This window comes from Nostoc sp. DedQUE08, from assembly GCF_034530895.1.
Classification (GTDB): Bacteria; Cyanobacteriota; Cyanobacteriia; order Cyanobacteriales; family Nostocaceae; genus Nostoc.
This window is the reverse complement of sequence record NZ_JAVRCD010000097.1, coordinates 1-18,288: the sequence shown is the minus strand read 5'-3', so window position 1 is coordinate 18,288 and position 18,288 is coordinate 1. Positions and strand designations below refer to the sequence as shown.

Below are 18,288 nucleotides of genomic sequence, written 5' to 3'. Positions count from 1 at the left end.
GATGCCCTTTGAATTCTTGTAGCAGTTGCCCGTTGAGCGTCCACAACCGCGCTGTCCCGTTTAGTGATGCCGTGGCGATGGTTTTGCCGTCTGGGCTGAAACTCACACTAGAGACATATCCTTGATCCCCTTTAAATTCTTGTAGTAGTTGCCCGTTGAGCGTCCACAACCGCGCTGTCCCGTCTTGTAATGCCGTGGCGATGGTTTTGCCGTCCGGGCTGAAACTCACACCCCAGACTGTGCCTTGATGCCCTTTGAATTCTTGTAGTAGTTGCCCGTTGAGCGTCCACAACCGCGCTGTCTTGTCATCTGATGCCGTGGCGATGGTTTTACCGTCCGGGCTGAAACTCACACTTCAGACTGTGCCTTGATGCCCTTTGAATTCTTGTAGCAGTTGCCCGTTGAGCGTCCACAACCGCGCTGTGTTGTCTAATGATGCCGTAGCGATGGTTTTGCCGTCCGGGCTGAAACTCACACTTAAGACCGAGCCTTGATGCCCTTTGAATTCTTGCAGCAGTTGCCCGTCGAGCGTCCACAACCGCGCTGTGTTGTCTAATGATGCCGTGGCGATGGTTTTGCCGTCTGGGCTGAAACTCACACTTGAGACACCGCCTTGATGCCCTTTGAATTCTTGCAGCAGTTGCCCTTGCAGGTTCCACAACCGCGCTGTGTTGTCTAATGATGCCGTGGCAATGGTTTTGCCGTCTGGGCTGAAACTCACACTTGAGACACCGCTTTGATGCCCTTTGAATTCTTGCAGCAGTTGCCCTTGCAGGTTCCACAACCGCGCTGTCTTGTCTGATGATGCCGTGGCAATGGTTTTGCCGTCCGGGCTGAAACTCACACCCCAGGCACCACCTCGATGCCCTTTGAATTCTTGTAGCAGTTGCCCTTGCAGGTTCCACAACCGCGCTGTCCCGTTTAGTGATGCCGTGGCAATGGTTTTGCCGTCCGGGCTGAAACTCACACTATAGACCCAATCTTGATGCCCTTTGAATTCTTGTAGCAGTTGCCCTTGCAGGTTCCACAACCGCGCTGTCCCGTTTAGTGATGCCGTGGCGATGGTTTTGCCGTCCGGGCTGAAACTCACACTTAAGACCCAATCTTGATGCCCTTGAAACTGGTTACGTTCTTTAATTTTATTGAGAATACTATCCAAAGTAAAAATAGGGCTGATAGCTGGATATTTTTCTAAAGGGCGACCATCTTTTACCAAAGTTTTTAACTCTTTCCCACTCTGCATTGCTGCCACCAGCGATTCTAACTCGCCGGCATACTCAAACTGTCTTAAAGCGTTAACACCTGCCCGTTCTAGCTGTGTTCCTTGTTGCGCTTCTTTTTGTGCCGTTTCTGCTTGCTGCGCTTTAAAACCCGCGTAACCAGACCCTATACCTGCGACTACTAATAAAGCTACAGATAAACCAGAACTGATTGCCAACCTCTTGCGCCCTTGCTGAATTTGCTTGTCAGCTTCGCGTTTAGCATCAGCTAATATTTGTCTTGCTTTTTGTTCGCGTTTTAGTTCTTCTTCAGTTAGTTTCTGTTGCTCACGTACTTTTGCCAACTCTGCTAACAACTCACTTCCCTGTTGCTTACGAATAAAAGCCACTAGATAATCATGTACCAGTTGATAACGGTCAGCAGGCGATTCTGGTAACAGCAATACTAACCTTGATGCCACAAAAATCTCTAACACCAAATCTAATTTATCAACTTCTGCTGTTAAATCTGCGACTAACTCAGCACGAGTCTTCAGGGGACGAGTACCATTTTCATCTGTGAGTAAATATAAAACCAGTTGTGCAACACATTCATTTTCCGCGCCACAATCTTGAATAACTTCTTCTAAAAATTGCTCAACCAGTTTTTCTTTCGTACCAAACTGACGATACTTTTCTAGAGTTGTAATTTTCTCAGTTTGCAATTGCGTCCCCACAATTTGCAACTCAATTGGACGTACCTCCCCCAAATCACCTGCTAAATCCCGCACTAATTGATCGATGAGCGCAGGCTCAAGATAAAATTGAGAGCGTTCTGTTAAACTCTGCACAACAGCCTTCGCATCGGCTGGCGAAAAGTTACCCAAGTAATAGCGAATATTTTTATCGAGAATATTATTATTAATTGCAGTTAAAGTAAACAGACGTTCTAATTCTAATAAATAATGTAAATAATCTTCCCGCAAAGACAGAATTACCTTGACAAAAGGAATATCTAGACAAACTCGCAAAAACTCATAAAATGCTCGTCGTTGACTTTGGTCTGGATAAACAAAGAAAAACTCTTCAAACTGGTCAAACATTAAAACTGTCAATAAATTCCGGTCAGCATTTCTTCGTAATTGTTCTAAAATAGCTGCTGAAGAATCAAGATTAACAGATAATTGATTTCCTCTGACTTCCTCAAAAGCTTTAGCCAAACTCTGCCCCAACATCCCCACCCAATCTGTATAAACTCGCAACAAAAGCGGTAAAGCATCTCGTTCGCCAATTGCTTGCTGTTGCAACGCCGGGATTAATCCACCTTGCAAAATTGAACTTTTACCCACTCCTGACTGACCATGAATTACAGTCAATTTATGCTCAGTCCCGCCAATTCTTTCTCGCAACCGCTTCACATCTTGTCCCCGACCAGAAGCAGCAATTTCTTCAGCAATTGTTTCAGAATTTTCTACTTGCAATGCAGAACTAATTGCCTGTCGCTGCGGATTGAGATAAGATGCACCAACAAAGGCGCGGAAACCATACTGTTGTTCAATTTGTAACTGCTCTTGCTTAATATAAAAAGCTTTGAGATATTCACCTTGCTCAAAGTAGAGTGAGCGTAACCTTTCTAATATAGATATATATAATCGTGGGTTATACTGATGATTACTTTCAGCTTTTGCAGTTTTGAAACTATTAATTGCTACTGGAATTTCACCTAAACCCTGTTGAGATTTGGCTAAAATAAACCGATACAAGCCAAATTCATTTGATTGTAAATTAGGTATCTCAGCTAATATTTGCAATGCTTGCCCTGCGAGTTGATGAGCTTCATCCCAGCGTGACTGCTCTAAAGCTATTTCTGCCAAAAAGCCATAATCTTGAGCCAACTGCAACGGCGTGCCATAATTTTGATGTAGCGGCAAAGATTTTTCCACAAGGCTTTGTAACTCTGACCATACTTGTAAATGTCGTAGCACTTCACCCAGTTTAGTAATATGTTTTGCAACTAAATCAGAACGTTGTGCTTGTTCAAAAATATCAATAGCTTGCTGAAGGTAATTTCTCGACTCTTGCCAATAGCGTTGATTTTCTGTCTGATTTTTTTCGGCTTGGCGGTTATAAGCTGAAGCAATATTAACAAGTAATATACCTTGTCGCTCTAAATAATTACTTCGTCGCCAGAACTCCAAGCTTTGTTGATAATGCGCTAAAGCAGAATCTATCTGGTTATGTAGATAATCATTCAAGCCCAACAAAAACTCTAAACTTGCTTCAACTGCTGCTTCTAATACTTCTCCTCGATTTTGCAAATCTTTACGAGCGGTTTCTAATTCCCGGCACATTTGGGAATTAGGCGTTACCTCATCAGCAAAGATTTCATCAGTCTTTTGCTGGAGGAAGTTAACTAATTCATCCGTAGGGTTTTCAAATTCAATGATAGTTGCCCAATTCTCTAAATCAGTTGCTAATCGAATAAATTTTTGCAGAACTGAATCATTAACCCACAACAATATCGGAAACGGGAAGTTTTTTCTAAACTCCTCTCGTACTTGGTTCGCTGAAGTCAGAACTGTATCAATATTTTTAACTGACTCCAAACCAAAAACCATCAATGCAGGTGGCTGTTCATCTCCCAATTGTTCGCGTATATTTGTGTAAAGCGTTTTGACTGATGCAGGTAAAGTAATTTCGTGAATCTGTACAGGAGATAATTGGTGCAGCCGTTCTACCATTCGCTGACGTAAAGCAGCATAGTTACAGCGCAATATAATCAGCGAAAACTGCCCCTGAGAAAAGGTAATTGCTCTGACTAAAGTTTGTAATGAACTCTGATTATCAAAAGCTAAATTTTCCGGTTCTTGCTGATTACTCATAACATACAGCAGTTTTCTTTTGCATAAAGTATAAAATTATGGGTTTGGAAGCAGGAGGCAGGAGGTCACTGAGCGTAGTCGAAGTGGAGCAGGGGGCAGAAAGGGCGATTTTTGCTAGTTGTAAAAAGCTGTAGTTGTGAAAATGACAACTGACACGGCTCCCGCACTTGTCGATCTAGCTCCCGCACTTATTGATCTAGCTCCCGCACTTATTGATCTAGCTCCCGCACTTGTTGATCTAGCTCCCGCACTTGTTGATTTAGCTCCCGCACTTGTTGATTTAGCTCCCGCACTTGTTGATCTAGCTCCCGCACCTGACTTATCGCGGTATCTGGAAAACCTCACTTCTATTTCTCTCTTCCTTTAAGGCTACGGTGTACACACAAGTCTGAAATAGCTGAAAAACCCAAGGTTTTACCCCACCCTAACCCTCCCCTTATAAAGGGGAGGGAATTAGATTTCCGGCTTCCCCCCTTTGCAAGGGGGAATTGAGGGGGGTAATTCGACTTGTGTGTACACCGTAGCCCTTTATAAGGGGGGAGTAAGGGGGGTAATTGTTCATATACGCCGATTTATAACTTAAATTCCTTGGCTTCAGCCAAAATTGGATTGACATCAAACCAAGAACCATCTTCATTTCGGTATTCAAATACAAACATACTGCGGAGCAAAAGTTCGTATCTTTCATGACCTCTCAAGCTTTTCTTTTGCGCCACCTCACGCAGTACTTCCCATTCATCAGGCGTAATTGCCAAAGTTAGCTCGTTGCGGCGTTGTTTAATCACCCTATCCACGCACTCCCGCGACAAAGGCGGGTCTTCTTGCTGAAGACAGCGAAACAATAACATCAACAAGTTACGCAAATGACCGCCGCTAACTCGGCAAAGTCGCTCTAAAGTATCAGGACTATCAAAAACCTCAGTAATTAAATGCTGGCTTTGTTCCCAACTAACACCAGGAAAAGCCCTCGCCATCACCATCTGTTGCAGCAGCGTGATTCCTTGTGAGAATTGCAAACCATCTTGTAATTGCACAGGAACCATCGGCAAAACCTTGGGGTCTACGCCAAAGCGATTTGTTAATCTTCCTAAAGCGTTGGAAAAAATCAACACTAAGGGAATGGTATAAACAACATGACAATTTAGCTGGTTTAACTGTTCGCCCCGTTCCACAAAGAGATATTCTGGCTGATAATAACCCGAAGGCTTTAAAGAATTATCTACTCTGTCGAGATTATCTATAATTACCACCAGTCCTTTTTTACCTTGCTGCTTAAGTTTTTCTCTCGCAGGCTTGAGCAATTCTTTGTTGATTGATTCTAAAATGCCGTTGGTGCGCGGTTCTAAATATTGCCGTAACTGAGCGCGAAGTTTGGGACTATCTTTAGTTTTGGCAGTAATTTTGGCAATACCTACAGATAACTCTCCCCCAAGTTCTATCGGCGTTTGTAAAAATTCACCAAGTTCAGTAAACAGAGTTTGAAAGTATCCAGGCTTGAGGTTAATTTTGATTGCTTCTAGACTTTGACTAACCTCACGAGCTACTGCTAATAAAATATCTGTAACATCAATATCAGCCATATCCAAGCTTTGGCTAGACTCGAAATAAACCACGTGAAATCCCTGCTGTTCTAACTCTGCCTTTAGCCGCAGTAATTCAGTGGATTTGCCACAGCCGATATGTCCGGTAAACAATTGACAAGTGGGTTCTTCAGGTGAAAGGCGGGTGATAGTTCGCCCAAGTTCCTCAATAATTTTGGCACCACGCACTTTAGAGAAATCAATATAATATTGTCTATCCTCCGGTTTGCTCACAATCAGAGTTTTACTGGGGTTGCAAGCTTGAAAAAACCTGACTAAATCTAGTTTCATCACAAATTACCCGAAATCAGCTTGACGCTCTAGCCCATTTCAGTGATTATACAGACGATAAAGCGGCTATTTCGGAAAAAAGTCTTTAAGCTGGCTGATTAAGGGACTTCCAATAAAAAAATATCCCAATAGTAGGGGCACACAGCTGTGTATTGGTATCAAATTAATCCGAAATCCTTGGTGTAGACATAAGTCGAATTACCCCCCTTAATCCCCCCTTGTAAAGGGGGGAAACCGGAAAATCTAGTTCCCTCGCCTTCACAAGCTGAGATTCAAGTATGTTGCACCAATCTTACAGGAGAAACCGGAAAATCTAGTTCCCTCGCCTTTACAAGCTGAGATTCAAGTATGTTGCACCAATCTTACAGGGGAAATCGAAAATCTAGTTCCCTCCCCTTTACAAGGGGAGGGTTAGGGAGGGGTAAAACCTACGCCTAAACCCAAATGAGTAAAATATTTCAACTTGTATGTACACCGTAGAGTTAGGGAGGAGGGGAGCCAAAGCGCAGTTTTGGCTCTTTGGGGTTCTTTTACTTTAACTTCTCACCGCGAATCGAATAATCTAACAACTCCATCGGGTGAATAACTGAAATCTTCTTACCTTGCAACTGCAAATGTTTCGTAATTTGCAAAGTACACCCTGGGTTAGCAGAAGCAATTAACTCAGCACCAGTATTCAACAAATTTTGCACTTTTTGCCGACCCAATTCTTCAGACACTTCTGGTTGCAGCATATTATAAACTCCGGCACTGCCACAACATAAAGCTGCATCTATTGGTTCTCTCAACTTCACCCCTGGAATTTGTCGCAACACCTGACGCGGTTGGACGCTAATCTTTTGTCCGTGCAATAAATGACAAGCATCTTGATAAACTAAATTCAATGGTTGATCGGTCAACGGTGAAAGTTTCGCTGTTAAGCCAACAGTTGCCAAAAATTCTTGAGCATCTTTAACTTTAGCGGCAAAATCCTTTGCCTTTTCTCGATATTCTGGGTCATCTTCTAAAATATGACCGTATTCTTTTAAAGTATGACCGCAACCAGCAGCATTGATAATTACAAAATCTACATCTGTTTTGGCAAAACTATCAATCATCTGTCTTGCTAAAGCTTTCGCCTGTTCTGTTTGTCCTTGGTGTTCGGGAAGCGCCGCACAACAACCTTGAGATTTGGGAATCACAACTTCACAACCATTCGCTGTTAAAACGCGCACTGTCGCTTCATTTACAGGGGAGAAAAACAGTCGTTGGACGCAACCCAAAATTACCCCGACTCGATACCGCTTTTCACCTTTAGCAGGAATCACAGTAGGCAGATTATCTTGAAAAGATTTGAGAGTAATTTCTGGCAGAATTGATTCCATTGCTGCCAAACGGGGCGATATTTTATTCAGTAAACCCGTAGCCCGAAATAACTTAGGAAATCCTAACTTTTGATAAACTAACAACGGAACTAATAAAACCCGTAAAAGATTGGGATAAGGAAACAGAGAAAATATCAGTTGGCGAAAAAATCGATCTGGTAAACTGCGGGGATAATTTCGTTCAACTTGATGACGAGTTGCAGAAATTAACTTGTCATACTGCACGCCAGAAGGACAAGTACTCACACAAGCAAGACATCCTAAACAAGAATCAAAATGTTCTACTGTTGCGGTATTGAGAGCAATTTCACCCTCATTAATTGCATCCATTAAATAGACGCGTCCTCTAGGAGAATCCATCTCCTTACCCAGCACCCGATAACTAGGACAAGTCGAAAGACAAAATCCACAATGTACGCAACTATCAATTAACTTCGGATCGGGTGGATGACTCTCATCAAAGCCCTTCAAATTCTTTAAAGTAGCCGTATTATTAACAGAATTTTTTGAAACTTGCATATATTCTTTTCCCCTCTCTATCTCAGCGTTCTTTGTGTCTTAGCGGTTCGTTGCTTAAATTCCACCCACAAACCGGCCAGGACTTAAAATATTCTTACTATCAAACTGTTCCTTAATACGGCGCATCAACGGCAAAGCATTACCCGTATAACCCCAAACATCTATTTGTTCTTTAACCGCAACTGGTGCTGACAGAATTGTTAAAAAACCACTACTTGCTTGAGTGGCATTGTTTCCAGGAAAGCCTAAGCGATCGCGGATTTTCAAAACTTGATTTTTACTCTCTAATTGTAACAAACCTAAACCACTACTAATATGAATTAAACCCAACTCCAATTGAGTCAAAATCCCCACAGCAGCAGTAGGTAACACTCCTATTTTGCAGCTAATTACCGATTCTGTAGCAGTAGTATGTATTCGTTCTTGCAATCTCTGCCATAGATTAGCTTCATCACCATCGGTAAAAATTGCCCCATTTAACCCTAACTTTTGTCCAACTTCCAAAACTCGGTTTGATTGTTCCTTAACACTCTCACTAATACTTTGAAACCGAGCAATTAATCCCAGTCCTTCACCCAATCCTAAACTAGACACTAATTTAGTTGATAGCAAATCAGCCTGAACTGGTGTTAACGCCGAACCTCGAAGGATATTAGCCGCTTGAGATACAGCCTCAGCTTTCCCAGTTAGTACCACCGTCCCCGATGCCTCGGCTAGCGGATACAGGCGAAAAGTTAATTGACTAATAAAGCCTAATGTGCCATAAGACCCGGTAAGCAACTTCATCAAGTCATATCCAGCAACATTTTTTACTACTCTTCCCCCAGCTTTGGCGATTTCTCCATCAGCACGGACAAAGGTAATACCTAGTAACTGGTCGCGTACACTGCCATAACGTTGCCGCAGAGAACCTGTATCACCTGTAGCAACAATACCGCCAATGGTTGCTGACTCTGGTGCTGTCGGGTCAAGGGCGAGAAATTGCCGCGATTTTGCCAAAAGTGCTTGCAAATCAGAGAACTTCATCCCAGCTTCGACTGTGACAGTCAAATCGCCAACAGCGTGTTCAATCAGTTGGTTGATGCGTTCTGTACTAACTACAACATCAATGCTTTTTGCTAAACCACCCCAGCTAAGTTTACTGCCACTACCACAGGGAAGGACACGCCAGTTATTTGCGTGAGCCGTGGTAATGACTGCGGCTAGCTGTTCTTGGCTGCGGGGATAGACAATACAACTGGGTGAATTTCCAGAAGCTATAGCTTGTTGGATACGTTTTTGCTGACTGAGTTCGATATTTTCCCAAAGGCAAATAGCATTTTCTTCACCGACGATAGATGCAAGTTCAGAAGCGCAGACGCCTTGCGGCTTGTCGTTAGACATCGCTTTCATTAAGTTTATTTTTTTACGCCCTACTTCTAATTTACTGGCTAACCTGACCAAAAAAGCGCATTGCTATTAATATACGGTGGCTTTAATATGAAAAGCGATTCCTACGGCTGGTTGCGCCAACACAGGTGTAATTCAAATATATGAAAACTGCTGTAAGGTATTAGCCTTATCCAACCTATAATTTTGTGAATTTGTTGATAAAGTTTGAAATTTAAGTGGAGAAAGTAGTAGATGAGTAAATTTCACTCATCTACTACAGGTAGAGTTAGGAGACAATTTGCATATATACAAGATATTTTATAAAAAAAATAATAAATTATAGCAGTGTTAGTTGAATAGACTATAGAAGTTAGGAGATAAGTATGATCGAAGTCTATAAATAATTTTAATATTGCAAAAAAAGTGCAATTTATGAAAGTAAAGTTATGTGGCTCTGATTAACTTAAAAAAAAGTAACAGATGGGTAAAAGTTACCCCTCTGCTACAAGCAAACGGAGGTATAAACTTAATTATTTAATTGGCATGAACCAATTCTTGAGGCGCTGCGGCATCATATTCTACAGCTTTAACAAATTCCTTGAGAACGTCTTTGAGTCTTTGCTCAATTTCCTCATCTAACAGGACGCTGTTATCGGCTTGGCGTTGAATTTGTTTGTCTACCGCATAAATAGTAGCGAGGATATACCGCGCTCCTAATTCAGATAACACAGGTTTTAGGGCATATTCAATTGCCAATAAATGAGCGATCGTTCCACCCAAAGCAATTGGTAAGACTGGTTTACCTGTTAATGATTTTTGTGGCAGCAAATCTAGAAATGTTTTTAGCACTCCTGTGTAAGCAGCTTTGTAAATTGGGGTGGCAATAATCACACCATCTGCCTTTGCTAATAATTCTTTTGGCTGTTCTAAAGCAGGGCTATCGTAACGTCCAAAAACTAAATCTTCAGCAGGCAAATCCCGAACTGAAATAATATCTACATGCAAGCCTTCTTGCTGTAAAAGCTGGGCAGTGTATTCGACAACACCATAGGTTCTAGATGGGTGGGTTGGACTACCTGCGATCGCTAAAATATTTGTCATTCAATTAAACTCCTATGCATTAATCGGAATGGGGAATGGGAAATAACCAATGCCCAATACCCTAAACTTTACTAGGATATGGATGTGGCTTTCTCCTGATGTTGCTGCTTAGGGAAATCTTCATTTGCCACAATCTCGCCAAATGGACTTAAGACGTGTTGCTTCTCCACTGCGGGTAAATTATCTAATGGCAAATGGGGAAATAGAAGTTCTGCAACTCGATAAGCTTCCTCTAGGTGGGGATAGCCAGAGAGGATAAAGGATTCAATACCTAAATCTGCATATTCCAATATCCTAGCGGCTACAGTTTGGGGATCGCCTACTAAAGCTGTTCCCGCGCCACCCCGCACTAAACCGACTCCCGCCCACAGGTTCGGGCTGATCTCTAATGCCTCACGATTACCGTGGTGTAATTGAGTCATTCGCTGTTGTCCAACTGAATCCATTCGGGCATAAGCTTTTTGGGCTTTTGCGATCGCTTCGTCATCTACATATTTAATCAAATCATTCGCTGCATCCCAAGCTTCACTCTCGGTTTCGCGGACAATCACGTGTAAACGAATCCCAAACCGCAAAGTCCGGCCTTCTGATAAAGCAAGTCTGCGAACTGCTGCAATCTTCTCGGCTACTTGCGCCGGTGGTTCGCCCCAAGTTAGATAGACATCTACGTGCTTGGCAGCAATTTTTTGAGCCACAGGAGAGGAACCGCCAAACCACAAGGGCGGATATGGCTTTTGAACAGGTGGAAACAGCAGTTTCCCATCTTGGATATTAAGATAGTCGCCTTGGAGATTGACTTGTTCGCCACTAGCGATCGCTCGCCATACTGTCAAAAATTCATCTGTTAATTCATAGCGGCGATCGTGATCCAAATGCAAGCCATCTCCCGCCAATTCTACGGGATCGCCACCGGTCACGACATTAATCAGCAAGCGTCCCCCAGAGAGGCGATCGAAAGTCGCCGCCATCCGCGCCGCTACTCCAGGTGATACCAAGCCGGGACGAATCGCTACTAAAAAACGCATCTGTCGCGTCAGTGATACCAAGGTTGACGCTACAATCCAAGCATCTTCGCAAGAGCGGCCTGTAGGCAGCAATGCCCCTGTATAACCAAGGTCATCCACCGCTTGGGCTATCTGCCGCAGATAGGGAAAGCTTACTGCTCTTCCACCTGTAGCAGTTGCAAGGTAACGTCCGTCGCCGTGGGTTGGGATGAACCATAGTAGCTGCATGAATCCTGTCCTTTTAAACTACGGCAATTCGATAGAAATACCGTGCTTTATTTATAGTTTTAACAATATCACATATCCTACTTAATCAAGCAAGAAGTTTTTCGTAAAACTCCGGTATCTCTATCAGAACAATGTATATTAGGCGGTGTTCAATAAGCTAGCGATCGCAAAAATTGGAAATTGGGGATTGGGTATAGATAACAATCAATAGTTCTTCTTCCCCTGCCTCTGTCTCTAGGAAGAATACATCAATGGTAGCTTTGAGTATATTAGTTTACTTATTCCTAACCTTTTGTTAAATTAACCTTAATGTACTGAAAGCCTATTGATTTGCAGTGCTTAAGTTTTCAGCTACAAAAGTGGGTAGCCATCCAGCCCACACTGCCAATAGGTGCAAAATTCCGTTCTGTCTCTAGGAGAAATAAGGCAATGGGGCCGATGTTTATTGCTGCCAACGATTGGCCACATATAGCGTTTAGATTGTCTTTGGCGCTCCTGGTTGGTTGCTTGATTGGATTCAACCGTCAGCAAGGAGGTAGACCAGCAGGGATGAGAACATTTATGCTCGTGAGTATGGGGGCAGCATTATTTGTGATGATTCCTTTGCAGGTTGAAGGCGAGAGTCCCTATGCTGCTACCAATGCACTGAGTCGCACAATTCAAGGTGTAGCTACCGGAGTTGGATTTCTCGGAGCTGGATTGATTTTACAAGAGTCTCCGAGAAAATCTGCAACGCCAAAAGTAAAAGGTTTAACTACAGCCGCCTGTGTCTGGACGGCGGCTGGGTTGGGGGCTGCAATTGGTTGTGGTCTATGGCAAATGGGATTATTGGGAGGCTTACTGACTCTGATTACCCTAAGTGGCGTGAAGCGGCTCAATCGCACATTTGTATTTCTGACGAGTCAGGGTAAACAAAGTACTAATCAGGATCTAACAACCATTTCTGATGAAGATGATGATTGACTATCGTTATCCTCCAATTGAAAACTATACTTGTATTGTCCAAAATTAAGTCAAATCGATCGTATTGCCGCCTAGTATTTTATTGAAAAATAATTTGTTGTTTCAAAGCTTATTTTAATCAGTTTCTCAGGGCTAATTCAGAGCGATCGCTGATTATAGTCATTCATGTAGGGAATCCCGTACTGGAATTGATTGCTCAGTGAACCGGAAAATAGAAAATAATAGATATATGGACAAACGCTATTTTTTACAGGCTAGTGCAGTCATAGTCGGCACAGCACTGTTATCAAGGTATATCAATTGGGGGTCACAAGCAATGACAACTTCTCAAAGTGGATTTGAAGTTACCAAACCAGAGTCAGAATGGCGCACCATTTTAACGCCAGAACAGTTCAATGTATTGCGTAAACATGGAACTGAACGCCCTTACACCAGTCCATTGGATAAGAAATACGACAATGGTACTTATTATTGTGCCGCCTGCGAACAACCACTGTTTACATCTGATACCAAATTTAATAGTGGTACTGGCTGGCCTAGCTTCTTTAATCCAATTGAAGGTGCGATCGCCACAACTGTAGACAAGTCGTTGTTTATGACCAGAACTGAAGTGCATTGTAGTCGCTGTGGTGGTCATCTGGGTCATGTTTTTGATGATGGGCCTGCACCCACTGGCAAGCGCTACTGCATGAACGGTGTTTCGCTGAAATTTGAGCCTGTTTGATAAATTGCATCACCGATAGCGTAGCATTAGCGAGTCAAGACCTTCCTGTGTCGCTAACGCTGCACTATCGAGCGTCACAGCCCGTCCTAACATCGCACACACAACTTAAATACATCAGATTTTGATACTTGACCAAGAGTGAATAAATTTTTGACAATTACTTTTCCTATTCAGTCCTACTGGACGAAATATTGTCAATGTAAGGAAATGCAACTCTTGGTCTTCGCTAAAACTATTTACCTAAATCGTTCTATTTGCCTGGGTCTTTTTTCTCCTTTTTGTCTTTAGGATCTTTTTTAGGTTTTTTAGCTTCTTTATTACTTTTTCTTTCCTTCGACATCAGCGTTCTCCAACTAAGTGAATCAGTAAAAGCTTTCGCATTCTGCCGTCAGGAAATCAGGATATTACTTACCTGATATTCTTTTATGGTAAAAAAGAAAGTATCAGACAGAAATGCTACTAACTACCATGATACGGTGTTGTTTGATTTTCTTCTGACAGCCTTTTTGATCTATTTGAACTACATTCGCCTGTAGGGTAGCACAGCTAGCTGTGCTACCCTAATTATTTACAGCGTCGCTACCAGATCCTTTAAGCGATCGCGTCCATCCCGAAAGACGGGCCAACCATCCCCCACCAACACTGCTTCTACCCGACTCAGTTGAGCCAACCTGCGAATAGAAGCAACAGCCTCCTCTCGATTCAACAGCTTGTCATCTGGTAAAATTGTCAAGCTACCTGCTTTGCGTGCCCGTACTAAATCCCCTGTAATTAAAGTTGTCTCTTCTAGTAACAGAGCCAACTCACCGGGAGTTTTAGAACCATTGAGTTCAATTACTTCCAGTCCTGGGACAAATTCTTCACCATCAGATAGCCAGCGATCGCAAGGTATAGGAAAAGTGTCTTTTTCTGCGATCGGGCCAGCAATTTTAGCATAAGTTTGATCGGCAATTTCTTTACTTGCCCTGACATGCTCAGAATTCGTCAGCACAATCCAAACCACACCGCCGAGGGATTTTAGATGATTCCAATCATGGTTTGATAGGGCTACTGGGTCAATCAAGATGTTGCCATCTGGGCGAATCCAGGCAATCCCATTGAAATCAATATTTCTTGCCGGATTGAAATTAGACCAGCTATAAAGATCGGGACGGTGCAAAGATTTCATGATGATTCTGGATCAGTACTTCAATAATTGACTATTAATCTCAATAATTAAGTATATAGATAATAAGGGCATTGGGCATTGGGCATTGGTTATTATTCTGCTTCCCCCGCCTTCCCTGCCTCCTCTGCTCCCTTGCTTCTTCCTCTGGATCAAAAATTTGAGTATACTACGATAAATCTATCAATATTATGGTTTTATCTGGGCTACAGAATTCCCGGATAACGGCAATCCAAGATTAACGGAGGTATAGGGGTGAGTAAGATTGGGCGGCAAAAAATATCAGCGAAGGCAGAACAGTTTACAGAGTCGGTGATTCGAGAAATGACCAGGGTGGCACTGCAACACGATGCGGTGAATTTAGCGCAGGGGTTCCCTGATTTTCCTTGTCCTTTGGAGTTGAAACAGGCAGCATATCAGGCGATAGAGGCAGATGTTAATCAGTATGCCATTACTTGGGGCGATCGCCCATTTCGTCATGCGATCGCTAACAAAGTCCGTTGGTATCTCGGCTTAGATATCGATCCCGAAACCCAAATCACCGTCACCTGCGGTTCTACAGAAGCAATGGCATCTGTGATGCTGGCGACAGTCGATCCGGGTGACGAAGTAATTGTATTTGAGCCATATTATGAAAACTACGGCCCTGATGCGATTTTAGCTGGTGCTATACCCCGCTACGTGACACTGCATCCTCCCCATTGGACATTTGATGAAGCACAGTTGCGTCAAGCTTTCAATGCCAATACCAAAGCAATTATTATCAACACACCCCATAATCCCACAGGTAAAGTCTTTAGCCGTGAAGAACTCACCTTAATTGCTGAACTTTGTCAAAAATGGGATGTGTTAGCGTTCACTGATGAAATCTATGAACATATTCTCTATGACGGCACTCAACATATTGCCCTAGCGACTCTTCCTGGAATGGCAGAACGCACCGTTACTATTAACGGTTTGTCCAAAACTTATAGCGTCACTGGATGGCGAGTCGGTTACATTCTGGCAAACCCCGAATTGACAGGGGCGATTCGCAAAGTCCATGATTTTCTCACCGTTGGCGCACCTGCACCATTGCAACGAGCCGGAGTTGCCGCTATGCAACTGCCACCATCCTATTATGAAGAACTAGGCAAACTTTATCACCAGAAGCGAGACAGCATTTTACAAATTCTAGACCAAGTTGGCATTCCCTATTTCGTTCCTCAAGGAGCCTATTACGTTCTTGCAGATATTTCCAAATTTGGCTATAAAACAGATGTTGAATTCACTTACCATCTGATTAAAGATATCGGTGTCGCTGTAGTTCCCGGTTCCAGCTTTTTCAGCCAACCAGAAAAAGGACATTCATTGATCAGATTTTGTTTCAGCAAAAGACCTGAGACGTTACAAGCAGCGAGCGATCGCTTACTCAAATTGCAATCAAATCTATAACATACATTATATCTTATGTAAGTTGTGAAAATTACTTTTTTTGAGTAAATTTTCTTTTAAGTGCAGTTGAAATTACATTATGAATTACGAATTTTTTAAGACATATATTTTGAAATTAATATAAGTTAATAAAACTCTATTTAATATAAATTTACAAATGCTTTATTAAGGCATTCATTTATTAAAAATAATAACATTATTTTTAAATTAAATTTAACCCTAACTTTTGATCCCGATGTATATCTGACTTGCCAAATTAAACCCCACTTAGAAACGAGGCTTTTTAAGCCTTAATGTATAGCATTCCCCAGGAAAACAACACCAAAATAGTGTAGAATTTATTCAATTTTCCGGTAATTATATCGGGATAGTAGGCTTAAAAATTCTGCATTAAAAACCCCATTGACTCTTTAAAAGGATAAGACTAATGTGAAGAGTAGTCCTTTCAAGGACACTATTTATGCATCAAAAAATCAGGAGGTATTTCCGATGATGATGATGATGATGACTGAAACCATGACTCCAGATATGCAGACTTGCATGGATGTTTGTATGGACTGTCATAAAATGTGCATGGAAACCATGACTCATTGCATGAGCAAAGGTGGTCAGCACATGGATAAGAACATGATGAGCATGATGAGTATGATGCGCGATTGTTCTGAAATGTGCATGATGTGCATGAATATGATGATGAGCGGTTCTGAGTTCATGGAACGCACTTGTATGCTTTGTGCGGAAATGTGCGATCGCACTGCAATGGCGTGTGAGATGATGAGCGATGACGCGAAAATGATGGAATGTGCTGCCGCTTGCCGTAAGTGTGCAGAGTCTTGCAGAAGTATGCACATGATGCCTGCATAATTTCACAACAATCTAGCAGAAGTTTCTCTGCAACCTAATATTCAAGCGCTCAGGCTCTTTGGGTCTGGGCGCTTGAAGTAAAGACTTAACTAATCATAGACGCGGTTTTTAACTGCCGATTTGATCTTAATTTGACAATGAAATAGCTAACCAATACTCAAATTGACATGCACAATCATATCGTTGAAATCCTTGTCACCACCCTCTGCCAAATCCTCAAAGCCAAAGGTGTTTTTTTCTAACAGACGAATGTGATCTGTCTTGTCTGAGTTAGCGCCCAAAAATGCGAAGTAAACCGCTGGATTGTTATTAGCATCGACATCGAGAATGGCATCGGGTTTACCATTAACAATAATAAAGGGTGCAAACAGAGAATCAGGCTCGAGATTCCCGGAGTAACTTGCGCTACCTTGATTATTCACCATCAAGTCAATGCCTGCAACACGTCCACGTATAGCAGCTTCAGCATAACCAGCTTGCCCTACGAGAATATCTGCTGTACCATCGCCGTTGGTATCGATACCACCATTTTCATCAGCCACTTGATAGAAACCGACAAAATTGTCGTATTCAGCTTCTCTATTGACGGCAAAATCAGCTTTTACCTGTTGTGTCACACCACGTAAATCAAGGAGTTCTCTTTGATGCTTTCCTTGGGAAGCTCCACCCAAAGGCAAATCTTCATCTGTTGCCTGAATTGTTACCATCAAATCCTGGAATTCAGAACCGTTGCTAGCTTTCCAAGACAAGGAGAAGTTATTATTACCCAAGCTTGCGATTTTAACATTTGTCGGATCGGAAATCAGTACATCTGTAAAAGCAGCTTGTCCAGCCAAGATACTATCAGTAGTGCTATCGCGTACCAAGCAAAATCTTAGGTGTTGACCAGAATTAAATTCCTCCAAACTAGCTAAATTAGTATTAAATCCAACAGGATAATTGGTAAGCGACGAGAGAATCACCTTGGATCGTTTCAAAGCTGCTTCAGTGTAACCAGCATCTGAAGGGGCAATACCTTGAATCTTCCCTTGTTCATCATCTACAGCAAAGACTCCCAATTCATAAAGATGCTTAGAACTCTGTCCCGTCAGCTTGACTGAGAGTGTTGCTTTGTCACTGTTACCTTTACCTTGGATAGTAAAGATATCGTTAGTATTCTTCGTCAGGGTTGGTATATCGTTAGCACCAGGATCGCTGAGATTGTTAACTGCGATCGCCAATGCTTTTTCATAAGTAACTCCACTTGCATCAGTTGTCTGAACTCGGATGTTGTAACTAGATTTGGTTTCAAAGTCTGGGGAACTGTTGATTTGTAACTTATCGCCAACAATTGTGAATGCACTATTATCGGTATCGCCAGTTCCGGTTACTAAACTGTAGGTGAATGTGTCACCTGCATCTGCGTCTGTGGTGGTAAATGTGCCAATTACTGTTCCCGCAACAACGTTCTCATCAACAGCTAGCTGACTTACTGTCAAATCTGTGGGCGCATCGTTAGCACCAGGATCGCTGAGATTGTTAACTGCGATCGCCAATGCTTTTTCATAAGTAACTCCACTTGCATCAGTTGTCTGAACTCGGATGTTGTAACTAGATTTG

13 protein-coding genes and 1 pseudogene are annotated in these 18,288 nt (G+C 42.4%); 4 read left to right on the top strand and 10 right to left on the bottom strand.

The features are described from left to right. From RMY64_RS36980 to ssuD, 8 genes and pseudogenes are all read right to left on the bottom strand, one after another. Positions 1-106 (bottom strand): hypothetical protein (locus RMY64_RS36980; protein WP_416212173.1); only part of this gene is annotated, 106 nt, incomplete at its 3' end. An 87-nt stretch (positions 107-193) separates the two neighbouring features. Next, positions 194-355 (bottom strand): annotated as a pseudogene (locus RMY64_RS36975) (WD40 repeat domain-containing protein); the annotation flags it as partial. Continuing rightward, entirely contained in the window at positions 356-4,081 is a 3,726-nt protein-coding gene (locus tag RMY64_RS34965; RefSeq protein WP_322702486.1) for an eIF2A-related protein, read from the bottom strand. Between the two features lie 572 nt (positions 4,082-4,653). Then, entirely contained in the window at positions 4,654-5,952 is a 1,299-nt protein-coding gene (locus RMY64_RS34960; protein ID WP_322702485.1) for a P-loop NTPase fold protein, read from the bottom strand. A 530-nt stretch (positions 5,953-6,482) separates the two neighbouring features. After that, on the bottom strand, positions 6,483-7,835 hold the full coding sequence (locus RMY64_RS34955; protein WP_322702484.1) for a (Fe-S)-binding protein: 1,353 nt from the start codon (positions 7,833-7,835) through the stop codon (positions 6,483-6,485). A gap of 54 nt (positions 7,836-7,889) precedes the next feature. Beyond that, entirely contained in the window at positions 7,890-9,227 is a 1,338-nt protein-coding gene (locus RMY64_RS34950; protein ID WP_322702483.1) for an FAD-binding oxidoreductase, read from the bottom strand. Between the two features lie 513 nt (positions 9,228-9,740). After that, complete coding sequence (gene ssuE / locus RMY64_RS34945; RefSeq protein WP_322702482.1) at positions 9,741-10,307, bottom strand: NADPH-dependent FMN reductase; 567 nt, start codon at positions 10,305-10,307, stop codon at positions 9,741-9,743. Between the two features lie 71 nt (positions 10,308-10,378). Then, on the bottom strand, positions 10,379-11,539 hold the full coding sequence (gene ssuD / locus RMY64_RS34940) for an FMNH2-dependent alkanesulfonate monooxygenase (RefSeq protein WP_322702481.1): 1,161 nt from the start codon (positions 11,537-11,539) through the stop codon (positions 10,379-10,381). A gap of 429 nt (positions 11,540-11,968) precedes the next feature. Between ssuD and RMY64_RS34935 the strand changes: the two genes are divergently transcribed. Continuing rightward, positions 11,969-12,502 carry an MgtC/SapB family protein gene (locus RMY64_RS34935; protein WP_322702487.1) on the top strand — a complete coding sequence of 178 codons (534 nt, stop codon included), beginning with the start codon at positions 11,969-11,971 and terminating at the stop codon, positions 12,500-12,502. 229 nt (positions 12,503-12,731) lie between these two features. Next, entirely contained in the window at positions 12,732-13,226 is a 495-nt protein-coding gene (gene msrB / locus RMY64_RS34930) for a peptide-methionine (R)-S-oxide reductase MsrB (RefSeq protein WP_322702480.1), read from the top strand. 568 nt (positions 13,227-13,794) lie between these two features. Here the strand turns inward: msrB and RMY64_RS34925 are convergent. Next, positions 13,795-14,394, bottom strand: a complete 600-nt coding sequence (locus RMY64_RS34925) for an MBL fold metallo-hydrolase (protein ID WP_322674893.1) — start codon at positions 14,392-14,394, stop codon at positions 13,795-13,797. Between the two features lie 252 nt (positions 14,395-14,646). Between RMY64_RS34925 and RMY64_RS34920 the strand changes: the two genes are divergently transcribed. Next, positions 14,647-15,825, top strand: a complete 1,179-nt coding sequence (locus RMY64_RS34920) for a pyridoxal phosphate-dependent aminotransferase (protein WP_322702479.1) — start codon at positions 14,647-14,649, stop codon at positions 15,823-15,825. Between the two features lie 492 nt (positions 15,826-16,317). Then, positions 16,318-16,689 (top strand): four-helix bundle copper-binding protein, encoded by a 372-nt coding sequence (locus tag RMY64_RS34915; RefSeq protein ID WP_322685176.1) that lies wholly within the window; start codon positions 16,318-16,320, stop codon positions 16,687-16,689. 146 nt (positions 16,690-16,835) lie between these two features. Here the strand turns inward: RMY64_RS34915 and RMY64_RS34910 are convergent. After that, a partial coding sequence (locus RMY64_RS34910; RefSeq protein WP_322702478.1) for a DUF4114 domain-containing protein occupies positions 16,836-18,288 on the bottom strand: 1,453 nt, incomplete at its 5' end.